We start from the raw sequence: 15,196 nt of genomic DNA, 5'->3' as shown, positions 1-15,196 counted from the left end.
GCGTGCGTAGGGCTCAGTCCAGCCGGATGCCGAGTTCGGCCACCAGCCGCTTGTCGCTGGCGAATTGCGAAGCGGCGTAGTGCTGGTAGTCGGCGGTATTCATATGGCGGTTGGGCATCGATTCGGATTCGAGCGCGCGCAGGTAGGCCGGGTCCGATGTGGCCTGGCGGAAGGCATCGTGCAGCGTGGCGACCACCGCGGGGTCCAGCGCGCGCGGGCCGGCGATGCCGACTTCGGACTGCACCGTGATGTCGTAGCCCAGCTCGCGCAGCGTGGGCACGGCCTGCCAGCGCTTCAGGCGCTGCGGCTCGGCCACGGCCAGCAGGCGTACCTTGCCGGCTTCGGCCATGGCGCCCCAGCCGGCTTCGATCATTACGTCGACATGGCCGCCCAGCAGCGCGGACAACGCATCGGCGCCGCCCTTGAAGGGGATGAAGTTGAGCTTGATGCCGGCCTGCTGTTCCAGCCGGCGCACGGTGATCTGGCCGAGCGAGCCGGTGCCGACCGATGCCACGTTGACCTTGCCGGGGTTGGCGCGCGCGTGCCCGACGAAGTCGCCAAAGCGCGTCCAAGGCGAGCCCGCTGGCACCGAGATTCCATACACATAGCTGGTCAGGCCGATGATGTAGGTGAAGTCCTTGATCGCGTCGTAGTTCACCGGCTGCAGGTGCGGCAGGCGGAACAACGCCGGCGTGATCAGCGCCAGCGTGTAGCCGTCGCGCGCCGCGCTGCGCGCCATCGCGGCGGGCCCGAGCGTGCCGCTGACGCCGGGCTGGTTCTGGATCACGATGGGCTGGCCCAGGGTCTTCGATGCCGCCAGGCACAGCGCGCGCATCTGCACGTCGGTGGCGCCGCCGGCGGTGAAGGGCACGATCAGGGTGATGGGGCGCGCGGGCCAGGCCTGGGCGCGCACAGTGGCGGGCAGGCTGAGCATGGCCAGGGCGGGGGCGAGCGCGGCGGCCGGCATGGCCTTGAGCAGCGTGCGCCGGCGGGCGTCGGGTTGGCGGGGCATGTGGTCTCCTTGTTGGTCTACGGCAGTACAGGTGCCGGCGTGGTTGCCGGATGCGTTCGAGGTGTCCCGTGTGTCCGGGCTCTGATCGATCGCCGACTTGTGCGGCCGCGGAAAAGTCTATGGCGCAAGCCCGCGCGCATTGATGCCGGCGCCCGGCAAATCGATTCCGAACGGGAATCGCGGACTAAAATGCTCCCGCCATCGCGGCAACATCGCGCTATATCGGCCAACCACTGGAATCGCATGAAGACCGAAGACCTCAGACTGTTCCTGGCGGTGGCCGAGCACGGCAACCTGCACAAGGCTGCCGGCACGCTTGGGCTGACCCAGTCGTCGCTGTCCAAGGTATTGGCGCGGCTGGAGGGCGAGGCCGGACTGCAGCTGTTCGAGCGCATGCCGCGCGGCGTCATGCTGACGCCGGTGGGCCACAAGCTGCTGGCGCACGCGCGGCGCATCGTGCTGGCCAATGACGATATGGAGAACGAGATCAACGACGAGCGCCAGGCGCGCGTCGGCCAGGTACGCGTGGCGACGCTGCCGCACGTGGTGCCGTCGCTGTTCTCGCCGCTGCTGGAGCAGTTCCTGGCCAGCCGGCCGCTGGCCAGGTTCTCGATCAGCACGCACCTGAGCCCGCAGCTGATGGCCGCGCTGCAGGGCGGCGAGGTGGACCTGGTCTGCGCCGCCATGCCGGACGGCGAAACCGATGGCGTCGAGTACCTGCCGCTGGGCGCGCTGACGCTGCAGGTGGTGGCGCGCACGGGGCATCCGCGGCGGGCGCGCTTCCGCTCGCTGGCCGATCTGGTTGACGAGCACTGGGTGGCGCCCGCCACCTCGCTCTATGTGCGCAGCGGCTTCGAGGGGCGCTTCACCAGCCGGGGCTTGCCGCCGCCGCGCGTGACCGTGGAAAGCACCAGTTCGTCAGTGTCATTCGCGGACCTGCTGCGCAACACCGACCTGCTCGGCATCATGCCGCAGCGGCTGCTGGGCCAGGCGGTGGCGCAGGGCCTGGAAGCCGTGGAGGGCGACGGCATGTGCTGGCAGTATGAGCTGGCCGTGTTCTGGCGATCCAGCGCCTACCTGTCGCCGCTGTGCCGCGACTTCCGCGACGCGCTGGTGCGCTGGTGCGGGGAAGCCGGCATCTGAGCCGATGCCGGCAGCGCCATGCCTCAATCCAGCCGGATATTGTTCTCCTTGATCACGTTGCCCCAGTAAGCCTGGTCCGCTCTGGCCGTTGCCGCGAACGCCGCCGGCTGCGTCGTCTTGACGATCAGCCCCAGCTCGGCCAGGCGCTGGCGGATGTCCGGCGCGGCCATCACCGTTTCCACATCGGCCGAGACCTTGTCGACGATGGCCTGCGGCGTGCCGGCGGTGGTGAACAGGCCCAGCCAGGCCGGGCCGTCCAGCCCCTTGTAGCCGAGTTCCTGGAAGGTCGGCACATCCGGCAGCATCGGCGCGCGGGTATTGCCGGTGACCGCCAGCGGCTGGAGCTTGCCGGTGCGCGCATGCTGGCGCACCGTCATCGGCGACAGCGTTCCCAGCGAGATCTGGCCGCCGATCAGGTCGGTGGCGATGGGGGCTTCGCCCTTGTACGGGACATGGACCAGTTCGGCGCCCGCTCCCTTTAGGAAGACCTGCATGTAGAGATGGGCGCCGGTGCCAATGCCATAGGTGCCATAGGAATACTTGTCGGGCTGGGACTTGGCCAGGCTGACCATCTGCGGCAGCGTGCGCGGCATGGCGCTGCTGGCGGTCAGCACCAGGCTCGAGGTGCACAGCTGGCAGATGGCGGTCAGGTCGCGCAGCGGATCGAACGGCGGCTTGGCCACCATATAGGGCGTCTGCACCAGGCTGGGCAGGCCCAGCAGCAGCGTGTAGCCGTCCGCCGGCGCCTTGGCGACCACGTCGGCGCCGATCATGCCACCCACGCCGGGGCGATTCTCGACGATCACCGGGCGCTGCCACAGCTTGCTGAGCGGATCCCCCAGCGCGCGCGCCAGCACGTCGGTGGCACCGCCGGGCGGGTAGGGCACCACCAGCCGCACCGGGCGCGACGGGTAAGCCTGCTGGGCCCACGCCCGGCTGATTCCAAGAGTCGAGGCGGTGGCTGCCAGGGAACCTGCTCCCAGCCAGTGCAGGGCTTTGCGGCGGTCGGCTTGCATGGTGTTTCCTCCAGTCGTTGACATCGTGTCGGTGCGCGGTACGGGTGCGCCAGGGCGCCAGTGACCACGGCAACCCGCAGCCTACGAGGCAGCGCCATGGCGGGGCATCGGCGGGATGGACGAAAAGAGTGGGGAGTACTTACCCGGGGACATGTGCGGGAGGGTTTATGCGGCAGTGCCGCAATCCGAGCCGGCATTTCCCTTATGATGGGCGCCGCCGCGTCTCTGCCGCTTGCCTGCCTGATCCCGTGCGGCGTCCGATCCATTTCTTGCTTGATCCATCATGGCCCGCCTCAAACTCGACCTGCCTGCCGACCAGTTCTGCTACGCCACGCACCTGACCGTGCGCGTGACCGACATCAACTCGGCCAACCACCTTGCCAACGATTCGATGATCTCGATGATCTCCGAGGCGCGGGCGCGCTTCCTGTATGAATTCGGCAGCGAGGACGTGCGGCAGGAAGGCGTCGGCATCATCGTGACCGACCTGGCCACGATGTACCGCAACGAGGCGCATGCGCGCGACCAGCTGCAGTTCGAGGTGGGGGTGATGGACTTCAACAAGTACGGCGGCGACATCATCTTCCGCATCACGCGGCCGGCCGACGGCACGCTGATCGCGATGGCCAAGTCGGGCTTTGTCTTCTTCGACTACGTGGGGAAGAAAGTGGTGGCGATGCCGGCGGGGTTTGCCGGGCGGTTCCCGAAGGTGAACTGGGTGGAGTAAGCGCCTGCGTGGCGCTGTCCTTCAACAGCGCCACGGTTCCTGCAAGAGATTCGGCTTACGCCTTGCGCTCGCCGCCCAGCGCCTCGGTGAGGTCGCCGAGCATGCCGGAGAGTTCGCCGGCCATCATGGTGAAATCGGCGTCGAAGCGCTCGTCTTCATCGTGCGCCGTGCCGTCGGCCTGTTCCTTGATCACGTCCAGCGGCGCCACTTTCTTCACCACCAGCCCGTCCGTCAGCACGAACGAGACCCGGTCGTTCCACGTCATCGCCAGGCGCGTGCAGCGCTTGCCGGCGGCGATATGGCGGCGCAGGTCTTCCGGGTCCAGCGGATGGCGCACGTAACGCACGGTGGCCTTGCTTTCCGCGCCGGACTGCAGCTCGATTTCCTGGTCGACAGTGAAGCCGCCCGGTGCCGCATCGCCGGCCAGCCATTCGGTCATGGCCGCCACCGGCGACTGGTTGACGTGCAGGTTGATCAGCGGCAGCGGATCCAGTGCCTTGAACAGCATGCCGCGCACTTCATCGGCCTTGGCCGTGGCGGCGGCGTCGATGGCAAGCCAGCCGTTGTCCGGGTCGATCCACACACGCGTGTCGCGGCGGATGCTGAAGGCGCGCGGCAGCAGTTCTTCGGTGACCTGCTCCTTCAGTTCCTTCATTTGCTTGCGGCCCGGCTTGTAGCCTTGCTGCTCTTCGATTTCCGCGGCGCGGGCGCGCGTGACCTGGTTGACCACGGTGGTGGGCAGCAGCTTCTTTTCCGTGCGCAGCGTCAGCAGCATCTGGCGGCCGACGGTATGGACCAGCGGGCCGTTGTCACGCGGCGAGGCCCAGCCCTGGGTTTGCATTTCGAGGCTGGTACCGGGGAAGAAGGCGTGCTTCGCCAGGCTGGCTTCAACCTCTTCGGCGCTCAGCGACCACGGGGCGGAGAAGCGATGGACCTGCAGATTCTTGAACCACATGGGAATTCGGCCAAAGGGACGAATTCTATCCTCTCGCGGCGCACGGCCGCAAAAAAGGAGGGCGCCGCGCAGCACGCCGGCCGCGCGACGGTCACCGAGAGCCCGCCCTTACAGGTCGAGCTTGCTGATCTTGCTGCCCTCGAAGCTCAGGCCCGCCATCAGGCCGGCATTGGTCATGACGAAGCCGACGATGGGCTGCTGGCCGGTGTTGGTGTCCAGCACGCCGTTGGCGCCGACTGTCGCCAGGGCCACGGTGGCATCGACGCCGGCGGTCCAGCCGCTGCTGCGCACGAACTTGTCGTAGGCATCCGGCGTCAGGAACATCAGGATCACGGACTTGGACTGCGCACCGATCTGCCAGCCGACCGAGCCGGAAATCAGGCGGTAGTAACCGCGCGTGGCGCCGCCCGAGCGCAGGGCACCGTCGCCATACTCGCCGCCGACGATAAAGCCGGCCGACAGCGTCTTCGGGAACACCAGGATGCCGCGCGCGCGGTTGCCTAGCTCGCGCGAGCCCTGGACCGAGCCGTACAGGCGCGACAGCGTGGCGTCCACGCCGGAGTCCAGCTCGCGCCGGCGTGCGGCCTTGTCGGTGGGAGCATCGGGCTTGGTGGTGGTGCAGGCACCCATGGCCAGGCTGCCGAGGGCCAGACCCGCGCTGGCCGAAAGGAAGGTTCGACGTTTCATCTCGTCTCCTTGTGTTGTTGTCGTCTTTGAAGCATAGGCGCCGGAAGCACCCGGGCAAATACCGGACCGCGCAGAGACGTTTCCATTTGTGACGAAGGTGGTGCCGGGAGGCCATTCGCGGCAAGAATAGCCAGTCTTGCGCCCGGAACGTCCCATGGCTACACATGGGACGGCCCAATGCGCCGTGACAGCATCATCCAGCCATGAAAAAACTCCTGACCGCCCTGCCGCTGGCCTTCCTGGCCGCGTGCGCTTCACATCCTTCGGGTTCTTCCAATGACGCCGGCGCCGCGGGTGCCGGATCGGCGTCGGCCGTCGACAGCAGCGGCTGGCAGGCGCTGCGCGCCAAATACATGGATTGCGCGCAGAAGAAGGCCAACGATAACCTGTCGGCCAAGGGCCAGCCCAAGGACGTGGCCAACCTGGCGCTGGCCGCGTGCGAGCCTGAGCTGGGCGCCATGCATGATTCCTTCCGCACCTACCTGGATGGGCAGATGTCGTCGTCGCACGGCAAGACCAGCGCGCGCCAGGCAGCGGCGCGCGTGACCACCGACACCCGCGAGAAGGCGCGCAGCTACCTGGTGCGCTACGTCGAGCGCGAGCGCTACGTGGCCCGCGTGCCCTGAGCGCACGCGCCCGGCAGCCTGCTCAGAGCATTTCCAGCGGGCCCGGGCCGTCGGGCGGCGGGAAGATGCGGTCGAGCTCGGCCAGCTGGGCGGCCGACAGCATCTGCGACAGCGCCCCCAGGTTCTCCTGCAGGCGCTCGCGCCGGCTGGTCTTGGGGATGGCGATGACGCCGTCCTGCGCCAGCAGCCAGGCCAGCGCCGCCTGTGCCGCCGTCATGCCGTGGTCGCGCGCAAAGCGCTTCAGACCGGGGTTGCCCAGCAGGCGTGACTGCTCGATCGGCGAATAGGCCATCACCGGCACGCCGCGCTGGCGCAGCCACGGCAGCAGGTCCCATTCGATGCCGCGCCGGCCCAGGTTGTACAGCAGCTGGTTGGTGGCCAGCCGGTCGCCGCCCGGCGCGTCCCACAACGCCTGCATATCGGACAGGTCCAGGTTGCTCACGCCCCAGCGGCGGATCTTGCCGTCGCGCTGCAGTGCCTCCATGGCCTGCACGGTCTCTTCCAGCGGCACGCCGCCGCGCCAGTGCAATAAATAGAGGTCGATGCGGTCGGTGCGCAGCCGCTTCAGGCTGCGCTCGCAGGCCTGCACGGTGCCGCGCCGGCTGGCGTTGAAGGGATAGACCTTGCTGACGAGGAAGGCCTCGTCGCGGCGCCCGGCGATGGCCTCGCCGATCATCTCCTCGGACTGGCCCTCTCCATACATCTCGGCGGTATCGATCAGCCGCAGGCCAAGGTCCAGGCCCAGGCGCAGCGTGGCGATTTCTTCGGCGCGCGCGGCGCGCGACTCGCCCATATTCCACGTTCCCATGCCGAGCGCCGGGACGCGCTCGCCGTCGGGCAGGGTGACTTGCTTCATGTGTCGGCTTCCTGGTTTGCCGGGCCAGGTGCCGGGCGGCACCCAACCACACTAGTTAACAACACCTGGAATGTACAAGCCGCGCGGGCCGGGATTGCTTCAGACCAGTCCGGTCAGAAAATACACCGAGATGACGAAGAACACCGCGGCGGTCTTGATCATTGTGACGGCGAAGATATCGCGGTAGGACTCGCGGTGGGTCAGGCCGGTCACCGCCAGCAGCGTGATCACGGCGCCGTTGTGCGGCAGCGTGTCCATGCCGCCGCTGGCCATCGACACCACGCGGTGCAGTACTTCCAGCGGGATCTGCATGGCCTGCGCGCCCGCGATAAAGGTCTGCGACATCGCAGCCAGCGCAATGCTCATGCCGCCCGAGGCCGAGCCGGTGATGCCGGCCAGCGTGCTGACCGAGACCGCGGCATTGACCAGCGGGTTGGGAATCGCGCGCAGCGCGTCGCTGACCACCAGGAAGCCGGGCAGGGCGGCGATGACCCCGCCGAAGCCGTATTCCGATGCGGTATTCATCGACGCCAGCAGCGCGCCGCCGACGGCGCCCTTGGTGCCCTCGGCAAAGCGCTCGCGCAGGGCGCCGAAGGCGGTCACCAGCACCACGGCGATGCCCAGCAGCAGCGCGCCTTCCACCGCCCAGATCGCGGTCACGCTGGCGATCTTGGTTTCCACCGGCTTGGGCAGGCCCGGCAGCGCCACGCTGTTGGAAGGGCCATACCAGAGCGGGATCATCCGCGTCAGCCAGAAGTTGGCCACGCCCACCACCACCAGCGGCAGCAGCGCCAGCAGCGGGTGCGGCAGCTTACCGGACTGGCTGCGCTCCGGCTCGTTGCGCAGGTTGGTGCCGTAGCCTTCGCCACGCGCCGCGGCGGCGCGACGGCGCCATTCCAGGTAGCTCAGGCCCACCACCAGGATAAACAGCGAGCCGGCCACGCCCAGCACCGGTGCGGCCCAGGACGTGGTGTTGAAGAAGTTGGTGGGGATGATGTTCTGGATTTGCGGCGTGCCCGGCAGCGAATCCATGGTGAACGAAAACGCGCCCAGCGCGATCGCGCCCGGCATCAGCCGCTTGGGGATGTTGCTCTGGCGGTACAGCTCGGCCGCAAACGGATAGACCGCGAACACCACCACGAACAGCGACACGCCGCCATAGGTCAGCAGCGCGCACACCGTGACGATCACCGCGTTGGCGCGCGAGCGGCCGATATAGCGGATCGCCGCGGCGACGATGGACTCGGAAAAGCCGGACAGCTCGACCACCTTGCCGAACACCGCGCCTAATAGGAACACAGGGAAATACAGCTTCACGAAGCCGACCATCTTCTCCATGAAGATGCCGGTGAACACCGGCGCAACCGCGGACGGGTCGGTCAGCAGCACCGCGCCCAGCGCGGCGATGGGCGCGAACAGGATCACGCTGTAGCCGCGGTACGCGGCGAACATCAGAAAGGCAAGGGCTGCCAGCACGATCAGAAACGACATCGGATCTCCTTCAGGGTTGCCTTGTCCTGAGGTGCGGTCCGTTGCCGCGCGGGGGCTGGCGCTTGTGGCGCCTTGTCTTGCGTCAGTCCATCAGGAAAAGGGATCAGCCGGCGACTGTGCCACAGCTTGGCCCGCGGCGAAACCTCCGGTCTCGCCGCGGGGGCACTGGGATGACAGCGGCCTGCATGAAGGAGATACGCCGTTTCAGCCGTGCTGGTGGCGATACTCCTGCGTGCGCCCGCCGTAGCCATAGGCCGCGGCGCGGGCGTCGATCACGTGCACGTACGACACCGGATGCAGCTTGCCCAGCAGCCCCGACATGGTCTCGAACACGGCCTCGATGAACTGCGCCTTCTCCGCCTTGGTATTGGTTTCATCGGTCACGCTGATGTCCAGGTGGAAGGCGTTGCGGCCCTGCTCCGACAGCGGCACGTCGGCGATGATCCAGCTGTCGTGCGGGATGTACTGGACCGTGATGGCAATCACGTCGCGCTTCTTGCCGAGCACGCGCTCGGTCAGGTCGGCGATCGCCCTGGCGCTGCGGCGGGTGAGGGCGGCATCGGGTTGGCCGGACAGGTGCAGGACGATGTGGGGCATGGCTGGCTCCTTGGCTTTGCGTGGGTGGGTGATGCCATGGTAGGGGGTGGTGTAGTATCGGAAAAGCGGGAATATCCGATGCGGACCATCGAGTTATCCGAAGTAACGCCACCCTTGCCGGAGCCTTGCCATGCGTGGATTCGAAACCGACCAGTTGCGCACCTTTGTCACGGTCGCGGACAGCGGCAGCTTGTCGGCGGCGGCGCCCAGGCTGTTCTTGTCGCAGTCCTCGGTCAGCGAGCAGCTGCGCAAGCTGGAGGAGCGCGCGGGCGTGCCGCTGCTGTCGCGCGGCCGGCATGGCGCGGTGCCGACGCCGGCCGGGGAGCGGTTGCTGGAACACGCGCGGCGGATCCTGGCGCTGAACGAGCTGGCCCTGCAGGAGCTGCGCGGCCACGCGCTGGCGGGCGAACTGCGGCTGGCCGTGACCGACTACTTCCGCCCGGGCGAGATCGCCGGCATGCTGCGGCGCCTGCGCGAGCGCTACCCGTATCTGCGCCTGCACGTGACGGTGATGAAGAGCGCGGCGATCGATGCCGCCGCGGAGATGGACACCTTCGATATCGGCCTCAGCATGCGCCTGCCGGGCACGCGCGGGCAGCGCACGCGCGGCACGGTGCTGCGGCGCGAGCCGCTGGCCTGGGTAGCCGCGCCGGCCGAGGCCGACAGCCTGTCCGCGACGCTGCCGCTGGTGCTCCTGCCCGATACCTGCTCGCTGCATCAGTACGTGGTGCAGCTGCTGCTGCGCAAGCGGCTTCCGTTCGAGATTGCGCACTCCGCGTCGGGCGTGGCGGGGCTGCATCTGGCACTGGCGGCGGGGCTTGGGATGTCGTGCCTGAACGCCTCGGCGATCGGCCCCGGCGTGGCGCCGCTGGACGCCGCCACCATTGCACGGCTGGGGCTGCCGCGGCTGCCTGAGGCGGAGTTTTTCCTGCTGCCCGCGCGGCGCGGGGAGTCAGCGTTTGTAGCCGAGGCGCGCGATGCGCTTGCCGGGCAGCTGGGCTAAGGGACGGGCATCCAGTACGACACCTCAAGTCGAGGAATCGATCACAAGACGGACTGTGATAACCGCCACTTGTGTCGAAAGCAACATATATTGACCGCGAATAGGAATAATTCGCAATCTCGTTGACCCTGACAATCCTGTAATCGATAATGCGCCCGCGTTTTCAAAACTATTACAGCCGATTACAGTGAAATGAGAATAAAACTTCACCCGATCTGTGCCGCGGTGGCGGGGAGCTTCGTATTTCAACCGATGCTGACGTGGGCCCAGGCCGCGCCAGACGCTTCGGCGCAGTTGCCTGAGGTCACGGTCAGGGCCGATGTCAGCCGCGAGCTTGGCACCGGCTATAACCCGCCCAATGCGGTCAGCGCGACCAAGACCGAGGCGCCGCTGCGCGACATCCCGCAGACCGTCAACGTGGTCACCGCCGATGTCATGCGCGACCAGCACGCCACTTCGATGCAGGATGCACTGAAGAACGTGCCGGGCGTGTCGTTCTCCCACGGCGACGGCCAGCGCGACCAGGTGTCGATCCGCGGCTTTTCCGCCATTGCCGACCAGTTCGTCGACGGCATCCGCGACGATGCGCTGTACTTCCGCGACATGTCCAATGTCGACCGCGTCGAAGTCATCAAGGGTCCCGCGGCGGTGCTGTACGGGCGCGGCTCGTCGGGCGGCCTGATCAACCGCGTGACCAAGAAGCCGGGCATCGACGTCACCGACTTCGCGCTCAGCTATGGCATGTGGGCCGACCGCCGCGCCGAAGCCGACGTGGGCCGCGTGTTCGCCGACGGCGCCGCCGCCTTCCGCGTGACCGGCGCGGTGGAGAAGGCCAACAGCTACCGCTCGCAGCAGTTCCTGGACCGCTCGGCGATCGCGCCGTCGCTGGAGCTGCGCATCGCTCCCGAAACCACCGTGCTGTTCCAGGCAGACTACCTGGAAGACCGCCGCGTGACCGACTTCGGCATCCCGGCCTACAAGGGACGCCCGGTGGACGTGCCGGCCTCGCGCTACTACGGCGCGGCCAACGCGCGCGATGCCGACTACTCGCAGTCGCGCGTGTTCTCCGGCACCGCCACGATCAACCATCGCTTCAATGAGAACTGGTCGATCCGCAACGCCACGCGCTACTACCACTACTCGCTGGACCGCAACAACACGCTGACCAACACGGTGAACGAGGCGGCGCGCACCCTCACCATGAACCACGGCAATGTCCGCCGCGAGGAACATGGCTGGTTCAACCAGACCGACCTGACCCAGAAGGCCACCTTCCTGGGCATGAAGCACGAGATCCTGTACGGCATGGAGATCGGCCAGCAGAACAAGGACCAGGTCAACAACACCAAGCCGGTGGTCGGCGCAAACGGCCTGCCGATCGCTTTCGACCTGTTCAACCCGGTGTTGGTGGCGCTGCCGCGCCAGGCACCCGGCACGCCGGGCACGTCGAACCTTGGCGTGTTCAATACCCTCGCGTTCTACACCCAGGACATGATCACCTTCAGCGAGCAGTGGAAGGCGCTGCTGGGCGTGCGCTACGACAACTTCCAGCAGGAGACGCAGAACCGCATCGCCGGCCAGCGCAACCTGTCGCGCACCGACACCGCCTGGAGCCCGCGCGCCGGCCTGGTGTGGCAGCCGTCGAAGTCGCAGTCGTACTACGTGTCCTGGAGCAAGTCGTTCCAGCCCTCCGGCGAGGCTTTCGCGCTGGCGGCCAACAATGCCGACCTGGCACCGGAGACCACCAACAACACCGAGGTGGGCGCCAAGTACGACTGGCTGAACGGCAAGGCGAGCACGACGATCTCGGTGTTCAGGCTGGAGCGCAGCAATATCAAGATCGCCAACGCCACCAACACGGCGCTGCTGCCGATCGGCGAGCAGCGCACCGACGGCATCGAGATCTCCGGCGCGGCTGAACTCGGCGGCGGCTGGCGCATGCTGGCCGGCTACGCCTACCTGGATGCCACCGTCACCAAGTCCACCGCCGCGCTGCAGGGCAAGCGCGCCACCATCACGCCGCGCCACTCGGGCAACGCGTGGCTGACCAAGGACCTGGGCCACGGCTTCGGCGTTGGCGCCGGCCTGAACCTGGTGGGCGCGCGCTATGCCGACCCGCTGAACACCGTGACGCTGCCCGGATATGTCACCGCCGATGCGATGGCCTGGTACCGCCGCGGCGCCTTCGAGGCACAGCTGAACCTGTACAACCTGTTCGACAAGGGCTACATCGTGTCCGCGCATGGCACCAGCCCCAACCTGAACATGCCGGGTGCCCCGCGCAGCGTGATGGCCACCCTGCGCTACCGGATGTAAAGCGCAGCATCGTGGACAAAAAAACCGGGCGGTGATGAACCGCCCGGTTTTTTTTCGACTGCCGTTTCTCCTTCGGCGGGGACACGCAACGGCATGCCCCGGAGAAACCCTGAGTCCCGCGTCGTGCCAGCAGGGTCAGTGGTCGCGTTCCCAGGTCTGGGTGCGGCCGATCAGGCTGATGCCGATGAAGCCGCGCACGTTGAGCTTGTTGCCGTCCTCGGCCAGCGACATCTTGCTCTTGTAGACCTTGCCGTTCTCCGGATCCAGGATCTCGCCGCCGCTCCACTCGTTGTCGCCGGTCTTGCGCAGGCCAGAGAGGATGGTCATGCCGATGACGGGCTGGTCCTTGCGTGCGTCGGTGCACTTGTCGCACACGCGCGGCTTGCCATCGCTCTCGACGAAGGTCTTGACCAGGCGTCCGCTGAAGACGCCGTTCTTCTCGGTGATCTCCACCAGCCCGCGCGGCTTGCCGGTGTTGTCGTCGATGGTCTTCCACATGCCGCTGGGCGTGGCCTGCGCCATCGCCGCGGCGCTGCCGAGCAGGGTGGCGGCAAGCACGGCGGCGCGCAGGGTCGAAGCAAGGGGGGAATGGATGCGCATGATGTCTCCTTTGAGGTTCGTAGCCACGCCAATCTACTGGCGCCGGGAGCGCGCCGCAATCCGGCGCGGCGCGGCGCTCGCCTTTCCGCCGCCATCGCCTGCTACCCGGAAAACCGCATGCAGCCGCCGTTTGCGGGTTATTGTGATGCAGCAAAAGGTGCCGGCGGGCGGGCGCTGAAGCAATCCTCTAAGCGGACGTACGACGCGCTGCCGGCAGGGCGAGGCGAGTGGTGCGGAGAGTCGTGAGGGTGAGAGCGCGAACACGCGAGGCACGGCGCGCGCGATCCGGATCGCTCGGCAAGCGCGCGGATCGAACACCCATGCCGATGGCTTGATCGAAGCGTCTGCCGAAGTGTTGCCGCGATGCTTCGCGAGCGTCGCGGCTTGGCTCGATCGCAACGCTTTGATGACCTCGCGATGCCTTCGCGCTGTTGCGTCGATGCAAACCGTTGCGTGCACGCATCACTCTTGGACGGTGTGTGCGACGGTGCCGCGCGAAGCGCGAAGCGAGCATGGCCGCGGCGTGCTCGCATGGCGGCGCGTGCGTGCGCTGCCGACTGTGCAAAGCATGCAGGGCGGGTGTCGCGCAGCGCGGCGCGCGCGATCAGGAACGCGTCCGCGTGAGTCGACGGCAGCCGCGCGCGCATCTGTGTATCGCCCGCAAAGCCTTTGTCCATGCGGCTTTTCGGAAAACGCGATGACGCGCGCAGCGGCGTTGCGCAGTGGTCAGGCGCGCGTTGCGATGCTGGTCGTCGGGGTTTGTCGCGGTGTGTAAAAGCTGCGATGCGCGGTGTGTGCGATGGGGCGTCGCGCTGTGTGTGCGAGCGTGCGAAACGAACATCCGCACCAGCGTGCGAGCGACGCGTTGCGATGCTATCGGCAACGTCTTCGTGACACCGCGCGTGAGAACTAGTTCGAGCGATACATGCAGGCAAGTTTTTTTGCACTTTTTTCTTAACATCATCGTGCAAACGAATTATGATTCGCCTTGACAAGAGTCTCACTTCATTGCAGAGAAGCAGGAAGCAAGATGGAACGACGAGCGCGATGCGCGCTTCGATGCAGTGACGAAGGTAGTAGCTGAGGAGCACGAGAACTTTGACGCAGACCAGGCCGGACCGGCTTCTTAAAACGCGTGCAGTCTCCCTTGGTCCATTAACGGGTTGGACCCGCTACCACCGAATGAATGCCGCCTGCCGTGCGCGAGGCCAAGCCCGCACCGCAGGCCAGCTGTCCGATATCTCCTCATTTCTGGCCGTGCGCCGGCTCAACGGGCGGTGCGGGCTGATCGAATATTCCAGGGCGCGGCACGTGCCCGAGACCCGCTTGCGGGCTCGCTCCGGCCGCCAAGTCACCGCCAGGGGCGGTGCGCCTGCAACCAAATTCATTAGCGTGCAGCAGTGGTCGGGCCGCACGCCGATGAATCGCTCGCTCGACTGGGGCCGCGCTGCTGTAATGCGCCTCGGGTCGGTCGGGTCGCCAACTTAGGTCATTCGATATTCACTCTCTAGTGAAGGAGTTATCCATGGCAACTGCTGCAAAGAAAAAGCCGGCGGCTAAGAAGGCCGCCAAGCCGGCCGCCAAGAAGGCTGCTGTGAAGAAGGTAGCCGCCAAGAAGGCAGCACCGGCCGCCAAGAAGGCACCGGCCAAGAAGGCCGCTGTGAAGAAGGTCGCCGCCAAGAAGGCACCGGCCAAGAAGGCCGCCGCCAAGAAGGCACCGGCCAAGAAGGCCGCGGTGAAGAAGGTAGCCGCCAAGAAGGTAGCGACCAAGAAGGTTGCAGCCAAGAAGGCCCCGGCCAAGAAGGCCGCAGTGAAGAAGGTAGCCGCCAAGAAGGTCGTGGCCAAGAAGGCTGTCGCCAAGAAGGCTCCGGCCAAGAAGGCTGCAGTGAAGAAGGTTGCTGCCAAGAAGGCTGCACCGGCCAAGAAGGCTGCCGCCAAGAAGCCGGCTGCCAAGAAGGCTGCTGCCAAGAAGCCGGCTGCCAAGAAGGCTGCCGCCAAGCCTGCCGCGGCCCCTGCCGTTGCTCCCGCTTCGGCTGCCAAGACCGCGCTGAACCCGGCTGCTGCCTGGCCGTTCCCGACGGGCAACCGTCCGTAAGCTGCTCCGCCACGGAGTGGACCTTACACGTTCCGCAAGGAACCGCACCGGCACGCAGCGCGTGCCCGCATG

Annotated in this window: 15 protein-coding genes; 7 read left to right on the top strand and 8 right to left on the bottom strand. The window is 66.9% G+C overall.

The genetic code is table 11. The annotated features are described in order from the left end of the window. Window positions 1-13 precede the first annotated feature (13 nt). Window positions 14-1,012 carry a tripartite tricarboxylate transporter substrate binding protein gene (locus tag AC3WLF_RS10075; protein ID WP_492358136.1) on the bottom strand — a complete coding sequence of 333 codons (999 nt, stop codon included), beginning with the start codon at window positions 1,010-1,012 and terminating at the stop codon, window positions 14-16. 243 nt (window positions 1,013-1,255) lie between these two features. Here AC3WLF_RS10075 and AC3WLF_RS10070 point away from each other — a divergent pair, with 243 nt between their 5' ends. After that, on the top strand, window positions 1,256-2,155 hold the full coding sequence (locus AC3WLF_RS10070; RefSeq protein WP_492320318.1) for a LysR family transcriptional regulator: 900 nt from the start codon (window positions 1,256-1,258) through the stop codon (window positions 2,153-2,155). A gap of 23 nt (window positions 2,156-2,178) precedes the next feature. Here the strand turns inward: AC3WLF_RS10070 and AC3WLF_RS10065 are convergent, their stop codons facing one another. After that, a complete protein-coding gene (locus AC3WLF_RS10065) occupies window positions 2,179-3,171 on the bottom strand; it encodes a Bug family tripartite tricarboxylate transporter substrate binding protein (RefSeq protein WP_492320317.1) in 993 nt (330 codons plus the stop codon). Window positions 3,172-3,454: 283 nt separating this feature from the next. On the opposite strand from AC3WLF_RS10065, the gene AC3WLF_RS10060 reads away from it, so the two are divergent. Next, window positions 3,455-3,898 carry a thioesterase family protein gene (locus tag AC3WLF_RS10060; RefSeq protein WP_492320316.1) on the top strand — a complete coding sequence of 148 codons (444 nt, stop codon included), beginning with the start codon at window positions 3,455-3,457 and terminating at the stop codon, window positions 3,896-3,898. 55 nt (window positions 3,899-3,953) lie between these two features. Here AC3WLF_RS10060 and AC3WLF_RS10055 read toward each other — a convergent pair whose 3' ends face one another. Then, window positions 3,954-4,853, bottom strand: coding sequence for a recombination-associated protein RdgC (locus AC3WLF_RS10055; RefSeq protein ID WP_492358135.1), 900 nt, complete (start codon window positions 4,851-4,853; stop codon window positions 3,954-3,956). 108 nt (window positions 4,854-4,961) lie between these two features. Further along, window positions 4,962-5,540 (bottom strand): BPSL1445 family SYLF domain-containing lipoprotein, encoded by a 579-nt coding sequence (locus AC3WLF_RS10050; RefSeq protein ID WP_492320314.1) that lies wholly within the window; start codon window positions 5,538-5,540, stop codon window positions 4,962-4,964. A gap of 203 nt (window positions 5,541-5,743) precedes the next feature. Between AC3WLF_RS10050 and AC3WLF_RS10045 the strand changes: the two genes are divergently transcribed. Then, the gene (locus AC3WLF_RS10045; protein WP_492320313.1) at window positions 5,744-6,166 is read left to right on the top strand and encodes a hypothetical protein; all 423 of its coding nucleotides are present in this window, start codon (window positions 5,744-5,746) and stop codon (window positions 6,164-6,166) included. A 22-nt stretch (window positions 6,167-6,188) separates the two neighbouring features. Here the strand turns inward: AC3WLF_RS10045 and AC3WLF_RS10040 are convergent, their stop codons facing one another. The 3 genes from AC3WLF_RS10040 to AC3WLF_RS10030 form a co-directional block, all read right to left on the bottom strand. After that, window positions 6,189-7,022, bottom strand: coding sequence for an aldo/keto reductase (locus AC3WLF_RS10040; protein ID WP_492320312.1), 834 nt, complete (start codon window positions 7,020-7,022; stop codon window positions 6,189-6,191). A 99-nt stretch (window positions 7,023-7,121) separates the two neighbouring features. After that, complete coding sequence (locus AC3WLF_RS10035; protein ID WP_010813171.1) at window positions 7,122-8,513, bottom strand: GntP family permease; 1,392 nt, start codon at window positions 8,511-8,513, stop codon at window positions 7,122-7,124. 204 nt (window positions 8,514-8,717) lie between these two features. After that, on the bottom strand, window positions 8,718-9,110 hold the full coding sequence (locus AC3WLF_RS10030) for a tautomerase family protein (protein WP_492320311.1): 393 nt from the start codon (window positions 9,108-9,110) through the stop codon (window positions 8,718-8,720). A 130-nt stretch (window positions 9,111-9,240) separates the two neighbouring features. On the opposite strand from AC3WLF_RS10030, the gene AC3WLF_RS10025 reads away from it, so the two are divergent. Both AC3WLF_RS10025 and AC3WLF_RS10020 read left to right on the top strand, forming a co-directional pair. After that, entirely contained in the window at window positions 9,241-10,113 is an 873-nt protein-coding gene (locus AC3WLF_RS10025; protein ID WP_492320310.1) for a LysR family transcriptional regulator, read from the top strand. Between the two features lie 192 nt (window positions 10,114-10,305). Continuing rightward, a complete protein-coding gene (locus tag AC3WLF_RS10020) occupies window positions 10,306-12,429 on the top strand; it encodes a TonB-dependent receptor (protein WP_492358134.1) in 2,124 nt (707 codons plus the stop codon). A gap of 135 nt (window positions 12,430-12,564) precedes the next feature. Here the strand turns inward: AC3WLF_RS10020 and AC3WLF_RS10015 are convergent, their stop codons facing one another. Then, on the bottom strand, window positions 12,565-13,029 hold the full coding sequence (locus AC3WLF_RS10015) for a DUF2147 domain-containing protein (protein WP_492351220.1): 465 nt from the start codon (window positions 13,027-13,029) through the stop codon (window positions 12,565-12,567). On the opposite strand from AC3WLF_RS10015, the gene AC3WLF_RS10010 reads away from it, so the two are divergent. Continuing rightward, on the top strand, window positions 13,018-13,275 hold the full coding sequence (locus AC3WLF_RS10010) for a hypothetical protein (RefSeq protein ID WP_492320307.1): 258 nt from the start codon (window positions 13,018-13,020) through the stop codon (window positions 13,273-13,275). The two genes, AC3WLF_RS10015 and AC3WLF_RS10010, sit on opposite strands and share 12 nt — an antisense overlap. Window positions 13,276-14,554: 1,279 nt before the next feature. Beyond that, entirely contained in the window at window positions 14,555-15,124 is a 570-nt protein-coding gene (locus AC3WLF_RS10005) for a histone H1-like DNA-binding protein (protein WP_454749664.1), read from the top strand. Window positions 15,125-15,196: the final 72 nt, after the last annotated feature.

It is taken from the genome of Cupriavidus sp. FW306-01-F10A (genome assembly GCF_058782785.1).
Note: the sequence above shows the minus strand (reverse complement) of the source record. Positions and strands in the feature narration are given on the sequence as shown.